The organism is Providencia alcalifaciens, assembly GCF_020271745.1.
Taxonomy (GTDB): Bacteria; Pseudomonadota; Gammaproteobacteria; order Enterobacterales; family Enterobacteriaceae; genus Providencia; species Providencia alcalifaciens_B.
In genome coordinates, this window is the sequence record NZ_CP084296.1 from 2,456,279 (window position 1) to 2,471,834 (window position 15,556).

Below are 15,556 nucleotides of genomic sequence, written 5' to 3' on the forward strand. Positions count from 1 at the left end.
ACTTTATTATGATCAATAACGTTATCTCCCCCGAATATAATGAAGAAGGGCGGGTTATGCGCCGTGTCCGTAGTTTTGTCCGCCGTCAAGGGCGTCTGACAAAACGTCAGGAAGAGGCATTAGAAAGCGAATGGGCAGAAATGGGGATCGATTTTGTCAATGAACCCTTTGATTTCGCAAAACTATTTAATAATTCAAATCCAGTCACTCTGGAAATTGGATTTGGAATGGGCACCTCATTAGTGACGATGGCAGCACAAAACCCAGATCAAAACTTTTTGGGTATTGAAGTGCATGCACCGGGCGTTGGGGCTTGTTTGGCATCAGCAAAAGAAGAAAACATCACCAACCTACGCGTGATGTGCCACGATGCCATTGAAGTTTTAGACTTCATGATCCCGAACGGTAGCTTAGCAATGGTTCAGTTATTCTTCCCTGACCCTTGGCATAAAGCGAAACACAATAAACGTCGTATTGTGCAGGTGCCTTTCGCAGAAAAAATTCGCAGTAAATTAATTGATGGTGGTGTATTCCACATGGCGACAGATTGGGAACCTTATGCAGAACATATGCTTGAGGTAATGACCAGCGTGGCTGGGTATGAAAACGTATCCACGTCAGGGGACTACGTTCCTCGTCCTGAATCAAGACCAGAAACAAAGTTTGAAAAGCGCGGCCAGCGGTTAGGGCACGGTGTATGGGATTTAATGTTTAAGAGGGTTTAATCATGGCTAAACAACAACGTAGTCGCCGTTTACGTAAAAAAATGCGTTTGGACGAGTTCCAAGAATTAGGTTTCATTGTTAAATGGAACTTTAAAGAAGGCACGCCAATCGAAGAAGTGGACAGCGTCGTTGACCAACTGATTGCTGAAGCTATCGAGCCAAACGGTCTAGCATTTGAAGCTAGCGGCTACATGAACTGGGAAGGAATTGTTTGCCTGCAAAAAATTGGTAAATGTACCGAAGAACACCGTCAAATCGTTGAAAACTGGCTAAATTCAAAAGGGATGAACGACGTTGTTGTTTCTGAACTGTTTGATGTTTGGTGGGAATAATAACTAGTTTGATTATTAATAAAGGCATCCAATCGGATGCCTTTATTTTCTAGAGTAATTCATTCTGGAGCAAAACACTTGAGTACCCAGTTTTCTGACCAATTACTGCATGATATTTTGGATCAAGTTCGCCCCCTGATAGGTCAAGGAAAGGTGGCAGACTACATACCGGCGCTTGGCGGTATTCCTTCTCATCATTTGGGGATAGCGGTTCATACCGTAAATGGCGACGTATTTACCGCTGGAGACGCACGAAAACGTTTTTCAGTTCAATCCATTTCTAAGGTTCTGAGTTTAACCTTGGCAATGACGCGCTACGAAGAGCAAGAAATTTGGAGTCGTGTTGGCAAAGAGCCATCAGGGCTGCCGTTCAACTCATTGATTCAAATCGAAATGGAAAAGGGCATTCCTCGTAATCCCTTTATCAATGCTGGTGCGATTGTGATTGCCGACATGCTGCAATCTCGTTTGAGCGCACCAAAACAGCGCATGCTGGAGTTTGTCCGAAAACTCGCTTGCGAACCCGACATTAGCTACGACATAAATGTCGCTCGCTCAGAATTGGAACATGCGAGCCGTAATGCAGCTATCGGATATTTAATGAAATCTTTTGGCAATTTTGATAATGATGTTTTAACGGTTTTAGAAACTTATTTTCATTATTGTTCTCTAAGTATGAATTGTGTCGAACTGGCTAGGTGTTTTACCTATTTAATGAATCAAGGTGAATCCCCTTGTTCGATAGACCCAATTATCACACCGCTACAATCTCGACAAATCAATGCGTTGATGATGACTTGTGGTATGTATGATGGTTCCGGTGAATTTGCATTTCGTATTGGAATGCCCGGTAAATCAGGCGTCGGTGGCGGTATTGTATGTGTGGTTCCTAACCAATTTACAGTTGCAGTGTGGTCACCGGAATTAGACCCAGCCGGAAACTCTTTGGTTGGTTGTGCCGCCTTAGAACTTTTATCGAAGCGAATTGGACGTTCTGTTTTCTAATTACCTCTCAACAAATATAGAGGTAATCGACGAGGAGATTTTATGTTACGCCGTACTTTAATTGCGTTTTCATTACTGGCCTGCGCCACTAGCCAAGCAGCGGATTATAACTGCGCAGTAACCCCTAAAGACGACATTTTTATGACGCCTGAACATGTTCAAGTGCTCGGTCGTAGCGGTGATTTAACCATTACACCAAACGGTGATGTAACCCTGAATGGTCAAAAAGTTGCGCTAACCTCTGAGCAGCAGCAACAAGCATTGCGTTATCAATCGGCTGTTCGTCAGGATTTGCCGTGGATAAAAAAAGAATCTGAAGAGAAATTAGCGGCATCGCGTAAATCCCTCGATAAAGTGGTGGTTAAGGTGATTGGTAGCGATAGCAACATTCGCAATCGCTTGACTAAACTTGAAAAAGATTTAAACGGCCAAATTAACCAAATCATTGAAACTCGTTCAAACGGCTACGCTTTCCACCATGAAGGTATCAATAAAGTGGAAACTTCAGGTCGTGAATTAGTCAATGAAAGCTTAGGTGGCATTTTACAAGACAGTATTAATGAAATGGGGCGCAAACAGTTACTTGCTGGTGGTGATACCAACAAAATGCTGCAAGGTATGCTAGGTAGCCTTGGTGGGTTACAGCAAGAAATTGAGAGTGAATGGAAAAACCAAGAAAATAGTTTTCAGCAGTTTGGTCAGCAAGTCTGTTCTAAAGTCACCTCATTAGAGCAGCAACGCATTAGCTTACTGAATTCAATTGACGGTAAATAATTCAGATAGTTTGCAAAGTCCTTAACGTTATCATCGGTAATGAAAGGCAGTAATAGGGAAACGTATTACTGCCTTTTGTATTAAAAAGTACCATCAAACTATGACGGTTATAGCATAAATAAAAACAATACTAATAATCATTATCATTTAATTGACTTATGAGTAACTCTCCTTAGAATGCTGCTTTGACTTAACGACTAAATGGGTGTTATTCATATGAAAAAGTTTATTCCCGCGGTACTGGTTTCCATCCTATCATTCTCCGCACCTTACGCACTGAGTGCTGAATCAGCTGCATTTACACCAAATGCAATCACTGCACAAGGTGCTGAAAAAGTCACAGTTAAACACCTTTCCGGCGAAACGGAAGTAGTGAAAAAACCACAGAAAGTGGTTCTGTTTGACTTCGGTATTTATGACTCAATGCAAAAACTTGGGTTAGGGGACAAGGTTGTCGCTCTGCCGACGGGGAATGCGCCAGCGTATGTGAAAGCGGGCATCCCTGCGACAGCCAAAAATGCAGGTAGCATGAAGGAGCCAAACTTAGCTGAGATCGCTGCATTGAAACCCGATTTAATCGTGATCACGGGTCGCCAAGGTAAATCTTATGACGCGTTATCAAAAATTGCTCCAACGCTGAATTTAGGCTCTGACAGCAAAAATTATATTGAGTCAGTAAAAGCCAACATTCGTTTAATTGGTGATTTATACGGTGACCAAAAAGCGGTGGATGAGCAACTGGCTCAGTTGGATAAAACCATTGCAGAAGCTCAGAAAAAAGCAGCTGCATCTAATAAAAAAGTGCTGGTCTTACTGCACAATGACGGCAAATTAATCCCAAATAACCAAGCGGTTGTTTACGATGTGGTAAAAGCACAACGTGCTGAATTACCTGTTCAAGCGGATGCTGATAAATCCAAACGCCGTGTGGTGGACACCAAAACTATCGCTCAAGCGAACCCTGATGTGATTTTGATTGTGGATCGCAGTGAAGCGATTGGCGCAGGTAAATTGGAAAAAACGGTATTTGAAGACCAAAACATCCAAGAAACCAAAGCGTATAAAGATGGCAAAATCACCTATTTGCAATCTGACTTGTGGTATCTCTCTGGTGGCGGTTTAGTCAGCCTCACCGAGCAAATCGATGCAGTCACCAAAGCACTGTAATCGGTAGATTATTATTTTCGTTTATTACCCTTGTTTATTACCTTTAGTAAAAGCAAAAGCCAGCATTAAGCTGGCTTTTTTATGGAGCAATAGAAATTACTCTTCCCCTAAAAATAGCTCCAGTAGGGAGTTTAAGAATAACTTTCCATGTTCGGTAATTTGCCATTCATCAGTGGTTTCTGAGATATAGCCTTTGGCTAAGGCTTCATCGATAGCGGGGCGAACCACAGACTCTGCCAGGCCAGTATAATCAGTAAATTCACGGCGAGGCATCGCTTCAAGTAACCGGAAACGGTTCATAAAATACTCGAATGGGCGGTCTTCGTTCTCGACATTATATTGATTATCAAGATAACGGCCTTCCATATAACCTCGTGGATGCTTGGTTTTTACGGTTCGTAAAATCTGTCCATTGGTTGAGGTGATTTTGCCGTGTGCGCCACAGCCGATACCCAGATAATCCCCAAACCGCCAATAGTTAAGGTTATGTTCGCACTGATAACCCGCTTTGGCATAGGCGGAGGTTTCATATTGCTGATAGCCTGCCGCTGTCAGTAATTTATGCCCTTCGGTGTAGATATCCCACAGGGTATCGTCATCCGGCAAACGCGGCGGGCGAGAACCAAACTGCGTATTCGGCTCAATGGTTAGCTGGTACCAAGAAAGATGCGGCGGAGCGAGTTCGATAGCTTGGCGTAAATCTGATAACCCTTCGTCGCGAGTTTGTGACGGTAAGCCGTGCATTAAATCCAAATTAAAACTGCGTAGATTTAAGCTGGTGGCTAGTTGCGCGGCACGCTTGGCTTCGTTGGGGCCATGAATACGTCCCAACATGATCAGTTTGTCGTCCCCGAAGCTTTGTACGCCGATGGAGATGCGGTTGATCCCCGCGGCTTGGTAGCCAGCAAAACGGTCAGCTTCCACGGTGCCGGGGTTAGCTTCCATAGTGACTTCCGCATCAGGGGCTAAATTGACTCGCTGACGAACGCCATCCATCAACATTTGCATGGATTCAGCGGTTAATAAGCTCGGAGTACCACCACCAATAAAGATGGTTTTAACCGGACGGGCGCCAATCAGCGCCGCATCCTTATCAAGATCGCTAAGCAAATGTTCAACATACTCAGTTTGGGGAATTTCTCCTTTAAGAGTATGTGAGTTGAAATCACAATACGGGCACTTTTGTACACACCAAGGAATATGGATATACAAGCTTAATGGAGGAAGCTTAAGCATTTTTCAGAGCATCCAACATCATCGCAAGGGCTTTACCGCGGTGTGAAACTGCCTGTTTTTCAGCTTTAGTCAGTTCAGCAGAAGTACAGCCTAATTCAGGTACGTAGAAAATCGGGTCGTAGCCAAAGCCACCTTGCCCCTTAGCTTCACGGGTTAATAGCCCATGCCAGCGGCCATGGAACACTAACGGTGTCGGGTCTTCTGCATGGCGCAGATACACTAACACGCAGTTAAATTGTGCTTGTCGTTGGTCATCAGGCACATCTTTCATGGCATCGAGAAGCTTATCGAGGTTTTGCTGGTCGGTCGCATCTTCACCCGCATAGCGCGCAGAGTAAATTCCCGGTGCGCCACCTAAAGCATCAACTGAAATACCGGAATCATCGGCAATAGCGGGTAAGCCTGTTTGTGCGGCAGCATGGCGGGCTTTTAAAATTGCGTTCTCGATAAAGGTTAATCCGGTTTCTTCCGCGGATTCAACGCCAAGGCTGGTTTGAGCGACGATATCCATGCCGAACTCGCGAAGTAAATCCGCTAATTCATTAACTTTTCCCGGGTTACCTGTGGCTAATACAACTTTTTGCATCGTTTCTATTTCCCTTATTTCCCTTACATAATGCCGACAGAGAACAGCATGGCGGTTAACGCAGGGTCAATCATTAAAGAGACATCGACGCGTAAGTAGTTCAGGGCGATCAAAATAAACATCACAATCATCGCAGAGAAATCTAACCCGCCCATGGCAGGAATAATGCGACGAATCGGTGCCATTAACGGTTCAGTTAATTGGAACAGTAAATAATCAACAGGATTACGGCCTTGGCTGACCCAGCTTAAAATGGCGCGAATTAAGATCATCCAGAAAATTAATTTACCGATATAAGTCAGTAAGAGAATTAATCCCATAGGCAGTAAGGTTAGGCCGATGGCTGGCAGCATATTGGTCGCCCACATACCAAAGATAATGTCAGCAATCGCCAGTACAAATGCCACCAGCAGGGTTGCGGTATCAATGGAGCCAACGGAGGGAATGAGGCGGCGTAAAGGCCCCACGATAGGTTGGGTTGCTTTAACCACAAACTGCGAGAATGGGTTATAGAAATCTGCACGAACGCACTGCATCCATACTCTGAGCAGAAGCACAAAGATGTACAGTTGAATCAGGGTGGTAACAACAAAAACGATAGTCTGCATGGCTTATCCCAAAAAATAAATTAAAAAAGTTTTTCCATCTCTTCCGCTCGGTCAATCGCGCTTTGCATAGCATTGGCGACGGTTTGCGGCAGATGGCCTTGGTAAAATTGCTCTAAAGCCATTGCGGTGGTACCGCCTTTAGAGGTGACTTGCTCACGCAAGGTTGAAAACGGGGTATCCCCTTGTGATTTCGCTAACGCCACGGAACCTTCAATAGCATTAAGAACCAATTCGCGGGCTTGTTTTTCATCATAGCCAAGCTGCTCGGCTTTTTGCTGCATGGATTCCATGAACAAGAAAAAGTAAGCGGGGGAGCTACCGGTTAACGCAATGATATTGTTGATTTCACTCTCTTTGGCACACCAGGTTGTTGAACCGACGCTTTCCATCAATTGTTGAGTAAATTGCTTATCATCTTCAGAAACATTCGATTGGGCAAACAAGCCGCTAACGCCTTTGCCAACCAGTGATGGGGTGTTTGGCATAATGCGTACTAAACGCAGCGAATGGGCAAAATAGTCATTATAACGAGCCGCAGGAATACCCGCTGCGATGGTTAATATCAGTTTGTTTTCTAAGTTTGTGAGTTGTTGAAGAGGTTCACAAACGTCTTTCATCATTTGCGGTTTGACGGCCAGAACAATCACGTCCGCTTGCTGGGCAGCGGTGAAATTATCATTGGTGCTAATGATACCGTAGTCCTGTGCCATTTTATCGCGGCGTACTGGGGTAGGTGAACAGACGGTGATCATCGATGCAGGATAGCCATGAGCCACAAGACCCGCAATAATGGCATTCGCCATATTTCCCGCACCAATAAAGGCAATTTTGCGATGTTGCATGTTGTTCTCCTAAAGATTAATTATGGTACTGACGGGCGCCAAAAATGGCAGTACCGATGCGCACAAGTGTCGATCCGCAGTGGATCGCGGCGCGCATATCGTCGGTCATCCCCATGGATAAGGTATCCACAGTAGGATAGTTGGCTTTCAATTGCTCGAATGCCTGTTCCATTTGGCGAAACGCCGCGCATTGGCGCTCATAATCGGTTTCTGGGGCTGGAATGGTCATTAACCCACGCAGTACTAAATTGGGTAATTGGGCGACTTGGGCAGCAAGTTCATTCACTTCCTCGAGGAGTATTCCCGATTTGCTGTTTTCATCGCTAATATTAATTTGAATCAGCACATTTAGTGGCGCTTTATCTTGAGGGCGCTGCTCATTTAAACGTTGAGCGATTTTGGCGCGATCTAAAGTATGGAACCAATCAAAATGTTCTGCCACTAAGCGGCTTTTATTGGACTGCAGTGGACCAATAAAGTGCCAAACTAAGTCGGTTCTTTCTGCAAAGTGCTGGATTTTCTCCACGCCTTCTTGCACATAGTTTTCACCAAATTGGCGTTGACCCGCCTCAATGGCTTCTAGAATGGCTTCACAGGGCTTGGTTTTACTCACAGCTAACAGGGTAATATCTTGAGGAGAGCGCTGACACTCGGTTGCAGCAAGATGAATACGCTCAGTGACATCAGATAGGTTTTTTTGAATGGTCATGTTATTCAATACCGTTTTTCAGTGACATTCGGTGAATAGTGAGAATTAGCCCTAGTGTAAAACATATTAAGGGCGAACGGCACCTTTGCAGCAACTGAATGGGGAAAATAAACGTAAAGATGTGCTTTTTAGTAATTTTGTTCAAACCAACTTTCTAAAATCACTACCGCAGAGGCGGAATCTACTTTGCCTTTGCTCAATGCGCGATAGCCACCTTGCTCAAACAGCCCCGCTTTGGCTTCTACAGTAGACAGTCTTTCATCGTGTAGCTTGACTTGCACACCAAAGCGCCCGTGAATGCGATTGGCAAAATTACGTGCTTGGCTAGTGACGAGCTGCTCAGTGCCATCCATATTTAAAGGAAGCCCGACGATCACCAGCTGCGGCTGCCACTCTTTGAGCAATTTTTCAATTTGTGACCAATCAGGCCTGCCATCGCTGGCTTTTAATGAGGCTAAAGCGCGGGCGGTACCGGTGATCCCTTGACCGACAGCGACGCCTATACTTTTCGTCCCAAAATCAAACGCTAATAAAGTTCTAGCTGACATTAAGCGTGCCCCGCTTGCATGGAGATATTATGGATGTCGATGCCTAAAAGGTTACCTGCGGCTTTCCAGCGTTCGTTTAATGGCGTATCAAAAATCAGTTTAGGATCGGCTTTAACGGTCAACCAGCTATTTTCCATGATTTCATTTTCTAACTGCCCCGGCTCCCAGCTTGAATAACCGAGCGTCACTAAAGAATTCATGGGATGTTGGTCGCTGCCTAATGTTTCTAAAATATCTTTAGAGGTCGTTACCATGACATGGTCATTGAGGCGCAAACTTGCTGCATAACCCGCAACAGGGGTATGGATAATAAACCCGTGCTCTTCAGAAACAGGTCCACCCGCAATCACCATTTTTTCAAGATTTCGCGCGTTGGTGTTGTCAGACACGTCAATTTCCAGCTTTTTCAGCATGGTTGCGACAGAAAAATCTTCAATAGGCTTGTTGATCACGAGGCCCATCGCGCCATTTTCATTATGTTCGCAGATATACACCACGGAATGATCAAAATAGGGATCCGTCAGTGAAGGCATGGCAATTAAAAAATGATTCTGTAAGTTCATAAATGGCAAGCTCAGGGGTTATGTTCCTATTCGTTATGATAAAGATAGCTTGTTACTGTGATGGTAAATAACACCAAAAGCAACCTCGAAAGGCTGCCTTTTGAATGATGTGTTTTTATTTACACACGATCCTTCATAAAAATTATTTTTTCAGGCGGCGTTCAATCGCATCCATCAACATACCGGTGATGGAGATATCAAATGCAGCTTCAATTTCACGGGCGCAAGTCGGGCTAGTGACGTTAATTTCAGTTAAGCGGTCACCGATAATATCCAGACCCACGAAAATCAGTCCTTTTTCTTTTAAGGTCGGAGCAACAGCGCGAGCAATTGCCCAGTCACTTTCTGTTAATGGACGGGCTTCACCGCGACCACCAGCAGCAAGGTTTCCACGGGTTTCCCCTTGTGCTGGAATACGTGCAAGGCAATATGGCACAGGTTCACCGTCAACCACCAGCACACGTTTGTCACCTTCTTTAATGGCTGGTAAGAAGTTTTGCGCCATGCAATAACGGGAATTGTGCTCCGTTAACGTTTCAATAATAACGCCAACGTTCGGGTCTTCTTTCTTCAAACGGAAAATCGACGCACCGCCCATACCGTCTAGCGGTTTAAAAATCACGTCACCGTGTTTTTTATGGAATTCACGCAGTTTTTCAGAGCTACGAGTCACTAAGGTATCTGGTGTTAACTCAGGGAACCATGCTGTAAACAGCTTTTCGTTACAGTCACGTAGGCTTTGTGGCTTGTTGACAATTAAGCTACCCGCTTGTTCTGCGCGCTCAAGAATGTAAGTCGCGTAAATATATTCAGTATCAAATGGCGGGTCTTTACGCATTAAAATGGCATCAAGGTCGCTCAGGGCGATGTCTTGTTCTGAGTGGAACTCATACCATTTGGTTGGGTTCTCTTCGACCGTCACAATTTTTGTGGTTGCACGGGCTTCGCCTTGGTGCAGGTACAGGTCGTTCATCTCCATATAATGGATTTCATAACCGCGGCGTGCAGCTTCCAGCATCATTGCAAAACTGGTGTCTTTTTTGATTTTAATGGATGAAATAGGATCCATTACTATGCCGAGCTTGATCATTTTATCTCCTTAACCCAAGTCACCTAAACGCACTTGTAATGCCGTTATAGCGGTTAGCGCGGTCGTTTCTGTTCGTAATACTCGTGGCCCTAACAGGATATCAGTAAATTGATAATTGGCTGTCATGGCAATTTCGTCAGCAGATAAGCCACCTTCTGGGCCTATCAGCAACCTTACATGCTTTAAATCAGCGGGAAGCGTGTTGATGCTCTCGCTTGCCCGTGGGTGTAAATTAATTTTAAACGCACCGTCATTTTCTGCGCACCATGCTTCAAGGGATTGAACGGGGCGAATTACAGGGACGCGGTTGCGACCACTTTGCTCACAGGCGGCAATGGCAATTTTTTGCCACTGCTGCAATTTTTTCTCTAAACGCTCGCCATCAAGGCGTATGCCACAACGTTCTGAAAGTAGTGGCGTGATTGTGTTGACACCAAGTTCAACGGATTTTTGAATGGTGAATTCCATTTTTTCACCGCGGGACATCACTTGCCCAAGGTGGATATCTAATGGGGATTCACGGTCATCCAATGTGCTGTCTTGGATAGTCACAAACACATTTTTTTTCGTTGCCTCGGTAATTTCAGCGTGGAATGTGTGATTGCTTCCATCAAACAATTCTAGCTGCTGTCCGGCTGTCATGCGAAGAACTCGACCCACATGGTTGGCTGCATCATCACAAAGCGAAATGGTGGTATTAATTTGGAGTGGCTCTGGGTGATAAATGCGTGGAACGCGCATGATTTTTCCTTAGTCCATAGTTTAGATAATAGATGCAAGATAACTGATGCTGGATATGGGGGCAAAATCTCGAAAAACAAGAGGACGGACTGAGTTTATAACTAAAAAGAGGGATTTTTTAGCTCGTCTGTGCCTTGCATTTCACACTCTCATATCGACGCTAAATTTGTCGATAAAACCGACCCAAAACCACGAAATTATAGTGTTGGTTTCTGCATCCAGCGCCGTATAGTAAGCCCTGTCTTTATCCAGTAAACCCATCTTTACCACTCATGGAAAAGGAGAACACCATGATTGATGCCGTAAATGGATTTTTAATACCTATATTGCTAATCACACTATTGTCCCTCTTGTCAGCGTGGCTGACAACTCAGTTACTGAGACAAATTCCTGAACGCTATTTTGATTTTCCAAGCATAGTTATCGGTTTCCACTGGACATGGGCGGGATATTGGGTGTTAGGAACGGTGATTGCGCTCTTTGGTTATGCTCCTTCCGTTCTCGCTTTATTATTTCTGTTTTTTAATTTGGTTATTCCGTTAGGTTTAATCGATCTCAAAACAGGCTATTTACCAAATGTCCTCAATTATCCTTTACTAGTTTTTGGTCTGCTATTTCAGTGGATAATGCCAGCGGGAAATCTGTTATCCGCCATTTACGCACTGATATTTAGCTATGTTGGGCTGGTAGTTATTACTACGTTGGTGGAAAAAATTCGTCGGCGGCCGCAAATGGGGGGAGGGGATCTTAAACTGATCGCGGCTTGTGCAACTTGGCTCGGTGTTTTTTATCTTCCCTATTTTTTGGTGCTTGCAGCAAGTTTAGGTTTACTGCATTTTCTTTGGCGCGCATGGGGAGAAAAACAGAAATGGCGAGGCAAACAGAAATTAATGCAGAGTATTCCGTTTGGTCCCGCCATTATTTGCAGTGCCAGTTTTTGGCTGCTGCTTAGCTTGCATTCTAATTAGCGGCTTTCACCAGTGAGTCTAAAAATTGCTGCCATTTTTCTGGCTCGCCAAGGTAGTTTTGCAGTGGGACTCGTAACCATTTTCCTTGCTGTTCGATTAACAAGGTTGGAAAGCCAGATGCACCGGATTGGCCGAGCAATTGTTTACTTTGGGCAATGTGTGAGTCCGTTTCAGTTTGTGCACATTCGGCATAATCTTTTTGGAATTGATCGATATTTAAGCCAATTTCTTGCGCCACTTCCGTTAAGATTTCGGGCTGCTTAATCTGGCGACCTGAAACGTAGTGGGCTTTTTGCAACGCTTTGAGCATTTCAACGCCTTTGCCCTGTTTTGTTGCGGCCAAAATGGCGGTTTGTGGCGGCGCAGAATCCATCACCACATTGGGTTGGTGCAGCATGGTGATGTAGTCATCACCAAAAACTTGACCCGTCATTGCGGCAATGCGTTTATCTGATTGCAAAATATATTGACGGAATTGGTCATCAAGATGCAGGCGTGCATTGCCGGCTAACATTCCACCACCATGTAATTCTAGGTGAATATTTGAGTGATTAGCAGCGATGGCGATTAACGGTGCAGCGGCATAACACCAGCCACAGTAAGGGTCATAAATATAATGTAGGGTAATTGTGTTCATGGTTTTTATTCTCTCGAATTATTTGTTTTATCATTCTATTCAATTTACTGAAAAGCAAGCTAATGAAAAACAGGGAACTGACGGAAAATAGCGAGCTAATAAACGCTATCTCCGTCACAATTGGTCTTAGCTGATTAGTGACTTATTGCGGCCACTGCATTTCGCCTTTTACCACTTTAGCGCCTAATTCTAAGCTGGATTTGTCATCCAAGCTTGGGTAGCGAGCTTCCATTTTCTTGATAAGTTCTGCGGAATCTTTACTTTGGCTGTTAGCTTTTTCAAAGTCCGTTAAATATTTTTGGGTAAAAGTCACACTCGCCAGATCCATTTTTGATTTCCCCGTAAAGTGCCCCGGAACAACCACGCTTGGTTTCAGTGCTTTGATGCTTTCTAACGTTTGTTGCCAACCTTGGCGGGATTGCTTGGTTTGTGTGTCGGCAACCCAAACGTGGATATTGTCAGAAACAACAACACCCCCGACAACCGCTTTGAGTGAAGGCACCCAAACGTAGCTTCTGTCAGGTGATGCGCCATCTAACCCTTTAATTTCTAAGATTTCACCATCCACAGTGAAGTGATTGGTTTTGATAACTTCAGGCACCACAATTTTGCTTGGTGCTTCATTTTTTAAGATGCCACCCCAGTAAGCCAGTTTGCCATCTTTAGTGGCGTTAATCGCATCAACGGTTTGTTGAGTCGCAACCACTTTGGCATCAGGGAAAGCTTTAGTCAGCGTTTCTAAACCAAAATAGTAGTCTGGGTCTGAGTGACTGATATAAATGGTGGTCAGCTTTTTATCCAGCTTTTTGATTTTATTGACCAGCTGCTGGGCATCATTGTTTTGGAACTGTGCATCAATCAAAACCACTTCTTTATCGCCGCTGATAATTTCAGAAGAGACTGGAAACACGCTGTTATTGCCTGGATTATAGACATCTAAGGTTAAGTCAGCTGCCTGAGCAAAGTGAGTGACAGTCGCAAACGCGGTCGCAGTGAATACAGTCGATAATTTCATTTTTCTATCCTAATGTTAAGTCATGTTGTGTGCCTGATTTGGCTTGGTATGTATATTAAATTGCAATTAAGGTGAGAAAAACGTCATAATCAGGTCTTGTTTGTTGCATAAATCGGTCAAATGATATGGATAGACTCAAAGCGGTGCAGGTGTTTATTACTATTGTTGAGCAAGGGAGTTTGAGCGGAGCCGCGGATAAACTGGATATGTCCCGTGCGATGGTGACGCGTTATTTGGCAGAAATGGAACAGTGGGCAGGAGTACGCTTGCTTAACCGTACCACGCGGCGCTTAAGTTTAACGTCAGCGGGGGAAGGGGTTTATCAGCAATCATTACAGTTGAACGCACTCTCTTTAAGCGTTCCGGTTGAGCAAAAACATGATACGAAAGAGTTAGCTGGCTTGGTACGCATTAGTTGCTCCCAATCCATCGCCCAAAGTGCATTGTCTCTAGCGATTTCTGAATTCTTGCAAACTTATCCTAATATGATGATTGATATGCAGATCTCGAATAAATCGGTGAATTTAATTGAAGAACGCATCGATCTGGCTATCCGTATCACCAATCAGTTAGAACCGAATTTAATTGCCAAGCCGCTATCAACCTGTCATTCCGTGATTTGCGCTTCACCGAAGTATCTAAAAGGCAAAAATTTGCCTACCAAACCCGAAGATTTGGCGCTGATGGAGTGCCTAACTTACAGCTTTTTTGGGCGTAGCATGTGGAGTTTTGAAAAAGCAGGGGAAACTTCGACGGTGCTGGTGGATGGGCGTTTGAGTGCCAATGAATCTGTATTTTTAATGGAAGCGACATTAAATGGTGCGGGCATTGCCATGCAGCCTTACTATTCGGTGGCGAGCTATTTGCAATCGGGGGAATTGATTCAGTTGCTACCGGATTACACGCCGATGCCCCTTGGCATTTATGGGGTCTATACCAGTCGGCAGCATATGCCAATGCCACTACGTGCCGTGATCGACTTCCTTGCCAACTGGTTTAAAACCTCCCCTTACTGGCTCTCATTGATGTCGCAGCGCTAAAGCGAGGTCATGCTCAATTTGTGTAAAGGTACGTTGCAAATGCTCAGTGAAAATATGGGTAATCTGAGATGATGGGCGATGATTCGGCGTAATTAAGCTGACGGTAAATGGGATAGAAAAACTGAGTGGGCGGATCACCAGTTTACCTGCTGATTGCTGATAAAAATCCAATGCAGTCAGCGGGTTGACGATAGAAACACCAATTCCTTTCAAGGTCATGGCGCAAATAGAAGAAGCGGAGTGGGTTTCCATCACCATTTTTCGCGCCACTTGATGTTCGGCAAAGGTGGTATCAATGAGTTGCCGATAACTATCCGTGAGAGAGAGGCTAATAAAACGTTGTTGATGAAAATCTTGTGGAGTGAGGACCTTTTTCTGCTCGAAAGGGTGCCCAACCGGCAGCACACACACCTCATTTAAGGAGCCTAAAGTCAGTTGTTCTGTGCCCGGCGGGGTTTGTAAGTGCTCAGTTAGCCCCACATCATAACGCTGGGCGGATAGCCACTCTTCTAACACGGGGGACTCTTGCGGGATCACCGTTAAGTTCACCTCGGGGTAATTTTCCATAAAAGCTTGGCAAACTTGGGGCAGCAAAGATTGTGCGAAAGCAGGTAAGCAGGCAATGGAAATTTGAGCGTGTTCAAAGCGGCGAATAGTTTCTGCTGAATTGCGAATACGCTCTAAACCATAGTAGGAGTGCTCTACTTCTTCATGAAAGCGCAAGCCTTGGGCTGTTGGGTGTAGGCGACCTTTGACTCTATCAAATAATTTAAACTGCAATAAATGTTCGAGTCGTGCAAGTTCTCGGCTAATGGTTGGTTGGGAGGTATTTAGCAATGCTGCCGCTTCTGTGAGGTTGGGGGTGGTCATTACTGCACGAAAAATTTCGATATGTCGCCAAGAAATTGCCTGCATGATTACTCCTTTCGTATTTATATATCAAATATGAATAAACTCTAGCAAAAAGGAT

The 15,556-nt window shown here is 44.6% G+C and carries 19 protein-coding genes; 7 read left to right on the top strand and 12 right to left on the bottom strand.

Annotated features, from left to right (window positions below; genetic code table 11):
- The first annotated feature begins 8 nt into the window (after positions 1-8).
- The 5 genes from trmB (at position 9) to LDO51_RS11290 (ending at position 4,003) form a co-directional block, all read left to right on the top strand.
- On the top strand, positions 9-725 hold the full coding sequence (trmB, locus tag LDO51_RS11270; RefSeq protein WP_154604527.1) for a tRNA (guanosine(46)-N7)-methyltransferase TrmB: 717 nt from the start codon (positions 9-11) through the stop codon (positions 723-725).
- 2 nt (positions 726-727) lie between these two features.
- Positions 728-1,057 carry a YggL family protein gene (locus tag LDO51_RS11275; RefSeq protein WP_225574642.1) on the top strand — a complete coding sequence of 110 codons (330 nt, stop codon included), beginning with the start codon at positions 728-730 and terminating at the stop codon, positions 1,055-1,057.
- Positions 1,058-1,135: 78 nt separating this feature from the next.
- A complete protein-coding gene (gene glsB, locus LDO51_RS11280; RefSeq protein ID WP_225574643.1) occupies positions 1,136-2,062 on the top strand; it encodes a glutaminase B in 927 nt (308 codons plus the stop codon).
- A gap of 42 nt (positions 2,063-2,104) precedes the next feature.
- Positions 2,105-2,836: a DUF2884 domain-containing protein gene (locus LDO51_RS11285; protein ID WP_225574644.1), complete on the top strand. Its 732-nt coding sequence runs from the start codon at positions 2,105-2,107 to the stop codon at positions 2,834-2,836.
- A gap of 216 nt (positions 2,837-3,052) precedes the next feature.
- Complete coding sequence (locus LDO51_RS11290) at positions 3,053-4,003, top strand: siderophore ABC transporter substrate-binding protein (protein ID WP_225574645.1); 951 nt, start codon at positions 3,053-3,055, stop codon at positions 4,001-4,003.
- A 96-nt stretch (positions 4,004-4,099) separates the two neighbouring features.
- Here LDO51_RS11290 and hemW read toward each other — a convergent pair whose 3' ends face one another.
- From hemW to rsmE, 9 genes are all read right to left on the bottom strand, one after another.
- A complete protein-coding gene (gene hemW, locus LDO51_RS11295; protein WP_225574646.1) occupies positions 4,100-5,239 on the bottom strand; it encodes a radical SAM family heme chaperone HemW in 1,140 nt (379 codons plus the stop codon).
- Positions 5,232-5,825: an RdgB/HAM1 family non-canonical purine NTP pyrophosphatase gene (rdgB, locus tag LDO51_RS11300; protein ID WP_225574647.1), complete on the bottom strand. Its 594-nt coding sequence runs from the start codon at positions 5,823-5,825 to the stop codon at positions 5,232-5,234. The genes hemW and rdgB overlap by 8 nt, the downstream gene beginning before the upstream one ends.
- Before the next feature lie 23 nt (positions 5,826-5,848).
- Positions 5,849-6,433 carry a YggT family protein gene (locus LDO51_RS11305; protein WP_132496256.1) on the bottom strand — a complete coding sequence of 195 codons (585 nt, stop codon included), beginning with the start codon at positions 6,431-6,433 and terminating at the stop codon, positions 5,849-5,851.
- Positions 6,434-6,453: 20 nt separating this feature from the next.
- Positions 6,454-7,275, bottom strand: coding sequence for a pyrroline-5-carboxylate reductase (gene proC / locus LDO51_RS11310; protein WP_225574648.1), 822 nt, complete (start codon positions 7,273-7,275; stop codon positions 6,454-6,456).
- Positions 7,276-7,291: 16 nt separating this feature from the next.
- Positions 7,292-7,984 carry a YggS family pyridoxal phosphate-dependent enzyme gene (locus tag LDO51_RS11315; protein ID WP_282560238.1) on the bottom strand — a complete coding sequence of 231 codons (693 nt, stop codon included), beginning with the start codon at positions 7,982-7,984 and terminating at the stop codon, positions 7,292-7,294.
- A gap of 128 nt (positions 7,985-8,112) precedes the next feature.
- Positions 8,113-8,532, bottom strand: a complete 420-nt coding sequence (gene ruvX, locus LDO51_RS11320; RefSeq protein ID WP_225574650.1) for a Holliday junction resolvase RuvX — start codon at positions 8,530-8,532, stop codon at positions 8,113-8,115.
- A complete protein-coding gene (locus LDO51_RS11325) occupies positions 8,532-9,095 on the bottom strand; it encodes a YqgE/AlgH family protein (protein ID WP_225574651.1) in 564 nt (187 codons plus the stop codon). Before LDO51_RS11325 ends, ruvX begins: the two co-directional genes overlap by 1 nt.
- 142 nt (positions 9,096-9,237) lie before the next feature.
- Positions 9,238-10,185, bottom strand: a complete 948-nt coding sequence (gene gshB, locus LDO51_RS11330; RefSeq protein WP_036954166.1) for a glutathione synthase — start codon at positions 10,183-10,185, stop codon at positions 9,238-9,240.
- A 9-nt stretch (positions 10,186-10,194) separates the two neighbouring features.
- Entirely contained in the window at positions 10,195-10,926 is a 732-nt protein-coding gene (gene rsmE / locus LDO51_RS11335) for a 16S rRNA (uracil(1498)-N(3))-methyltransferase (RefSeq protein WP_225574652.1), read from the bottom strand.
- A gap of 290 nt (positions 10,927-11,216) precedes the next feature.
- On the opposite strand from rsmE, the gene LDO51_RS11340 reads away from it, so the two are divergent.
- A complete protein-coding gene (locus LDO51_RS11340) occupies positions 11,217-11,894 on the top strand; it encodes a prepilin peptidase (protein ID WP_225574653.1) in 678 nt (225 codons plus the stop codon).
- Here LDO51_RS11340 and LDO51_RS11345 read toward each other — a convergent pair.
- Together LDO51_RS11345 and LDO51_RS11350 are read right to left on the bottom strand one after the other, a co-directional pair.
- On the bottom strand, positions 11,887-12,531 hold the full coding sequence (locus tag LDO51_RS11345) for a DsbA family protein (RefSeq protein WP_225574654.1): 645 nt from the start codon (positions 12,529-12,531) through the stop codon (positions 11,887-11,889). The genes LDO51_RS11340 and LDO51_RS11345 overlap by 8 nt on opposite strands.
- 142 nt (positions 12,532-12,673) lie before the next feature.
- Positions 12,674-13,546 (bottom strand): MBL fold metallo-hydrolase, encoded by an 873-nt coding sequence (locus LDO51_RS11350; protein WP_225574655.1) that lies wholly within the window; start codon positions 13,544-13,546, stop codon positions 12,674-12,676.
- Between the two features lie 125 nt (positions 13,547-13,671).
- Here LDO51_RS11350 and LDO51_RS11355 point away from each other — a divergent pair, with 125 nt between their 5' ends.
- Positions 13,672-14,586: a LysR family transcriptional regulator gene (locus LDO51_RS11355; protein ID WP_225574656.1), complete on the top strand. Its 915-nt coding sequence runs from the start codon at positions 13,672-13,674 to the stop codon at positions 14,584-14,586.
- Here LDO51_RS11355 and LDO51_RS11360 read toward each other — a convergent pair.
- Entirely contained in the window at positions 14,566-15,501 is a 936-nt protein-coding gene (locus tag LDO51_RS11360) for a LysR family transcriptional regulator (protein WP_225574657.1), read from the bottom strand. The genes LDO51_RS11355 and LDO51_RS11360 overlap by 21 nt on opposite strands.
- Between the last annotated feature and the right edge of the window lie 55 nt (positions 15,502-15,556).

Coding starts and splice junctions, on each gene's coding strand:
- trmB (WP_154604527.1), top strand. CDS start 9: ATGATCAATAACGTTATCTCCCCCGAATATAATGAAGAAGGGCGGGTT.
- LDO51_RS11275 (WP_225574642.1), top strand. CDS start 728: ATGGCTAAACAACAACGTAGTCGCCGTTTACGTAAAAAAATGCGTTTG.
- LDO51_RS11285 (WP_225574644.1), top strand. CDS start 2,105: ATGTTACGCCGTACTTTAATTGCGTTTTCATTACTGGCCTGCGCCACT.
- LDO51_RS11290 (WP_225574645.1), top strand. CDS start 3,053: ATGAAAAAGTTTATTCCCGCGGTACTGGTTTCCATCCTATCATTCTCC.
- hemW (WP_225574646.1), bottom strand. CDS start 5,239: ATGCTTAAGCTTCCTCCATTAAGCTTGTATATCCATATTCCTTGGTGT.
- rdgB (WP_225574647.1), bottom strand. CDS start 5,825: ATGCAAAAAGTTGTATTAGCCACAGGTAACCCGGGAAAAGTTAATGAA.
- LDO51_RS11305 (WP_132496256.1), bottom strand. CDS start 6,433: ATGCAGACTATCGTTTTTGTTGTTACCACCCTGATTCAACTGTACATC.
- proC (WP_225574648.1), bottom strand. CDS start 7,275: ATGCAACATCGCAAAATTGCCTTTATTGGTGCGGGAAATATGGCGAAT.
- LDO51_RS11315 (WP_282560238.1), bottom strand. CDS start 7,984: ATGACCATTCAAAAAAACCTATCTGATGTCACTGAGCGTATTCATCTT.
- ruvX (WP_225574650.1), bottom strand. CDS start 8,532: ATGTCAGCTAGAACTTTATTAGCGTTTGATTTTGGGACGAAAAGTATA.
- LDO51_RS11325 (WP_225574651.1), bottom strand. CDS start 9,095: ATGAACTTACAGAATCATTTTTTAATTGCCATGCCTTCACTGACGGAT.
- gshB (WP_036954166.1), bottom strand. CDS start 10,185: ATGATCAAGCTCGGCATAGTAATGGATCCTATTTCATCCATTAAAATC.
- rsmE (WP_225574652.1), bottom strand. CDS start 10,926: ATGCGCGTTCCACGCATTTATCACCCAGAGCCACTCCAAATTAATACC.
- LDO51_RS11340 (WP_225574653.1), top strand. CDS start 11,217: ATGATTGATGCCGTAAATGGATTTTTAATACCTATATTGCTAATCACA.
- LDO51_RS11345 (WP_225574654.1), bottom strand. CDS start 12,531: ATGAACACAATTACCCTACATTATATTTATGACCCTTACTGTGGCTGG.
- LDO51_RS11350 (WP_225574655.1), bottom strand. CDS start 13,546: ATGAAATTATCGACTGTATTCACTGCGACCGCGTTTGCGACTGTCACT.
- LDO51_RS11355 (WP_225574656.1), top strand. CDS start 13,672: ATGGATAGACTCAAAGCGGTGCAGGTGTTTATTACTATTGTTGAGCAA.
- LDO51_RS11360 (WP_225574657.1), bottom strand. CDS start 15,501: ATGCAGGCAATTTCTTGGCGACATATCGAAATTTTTCGTGCAGTAATG.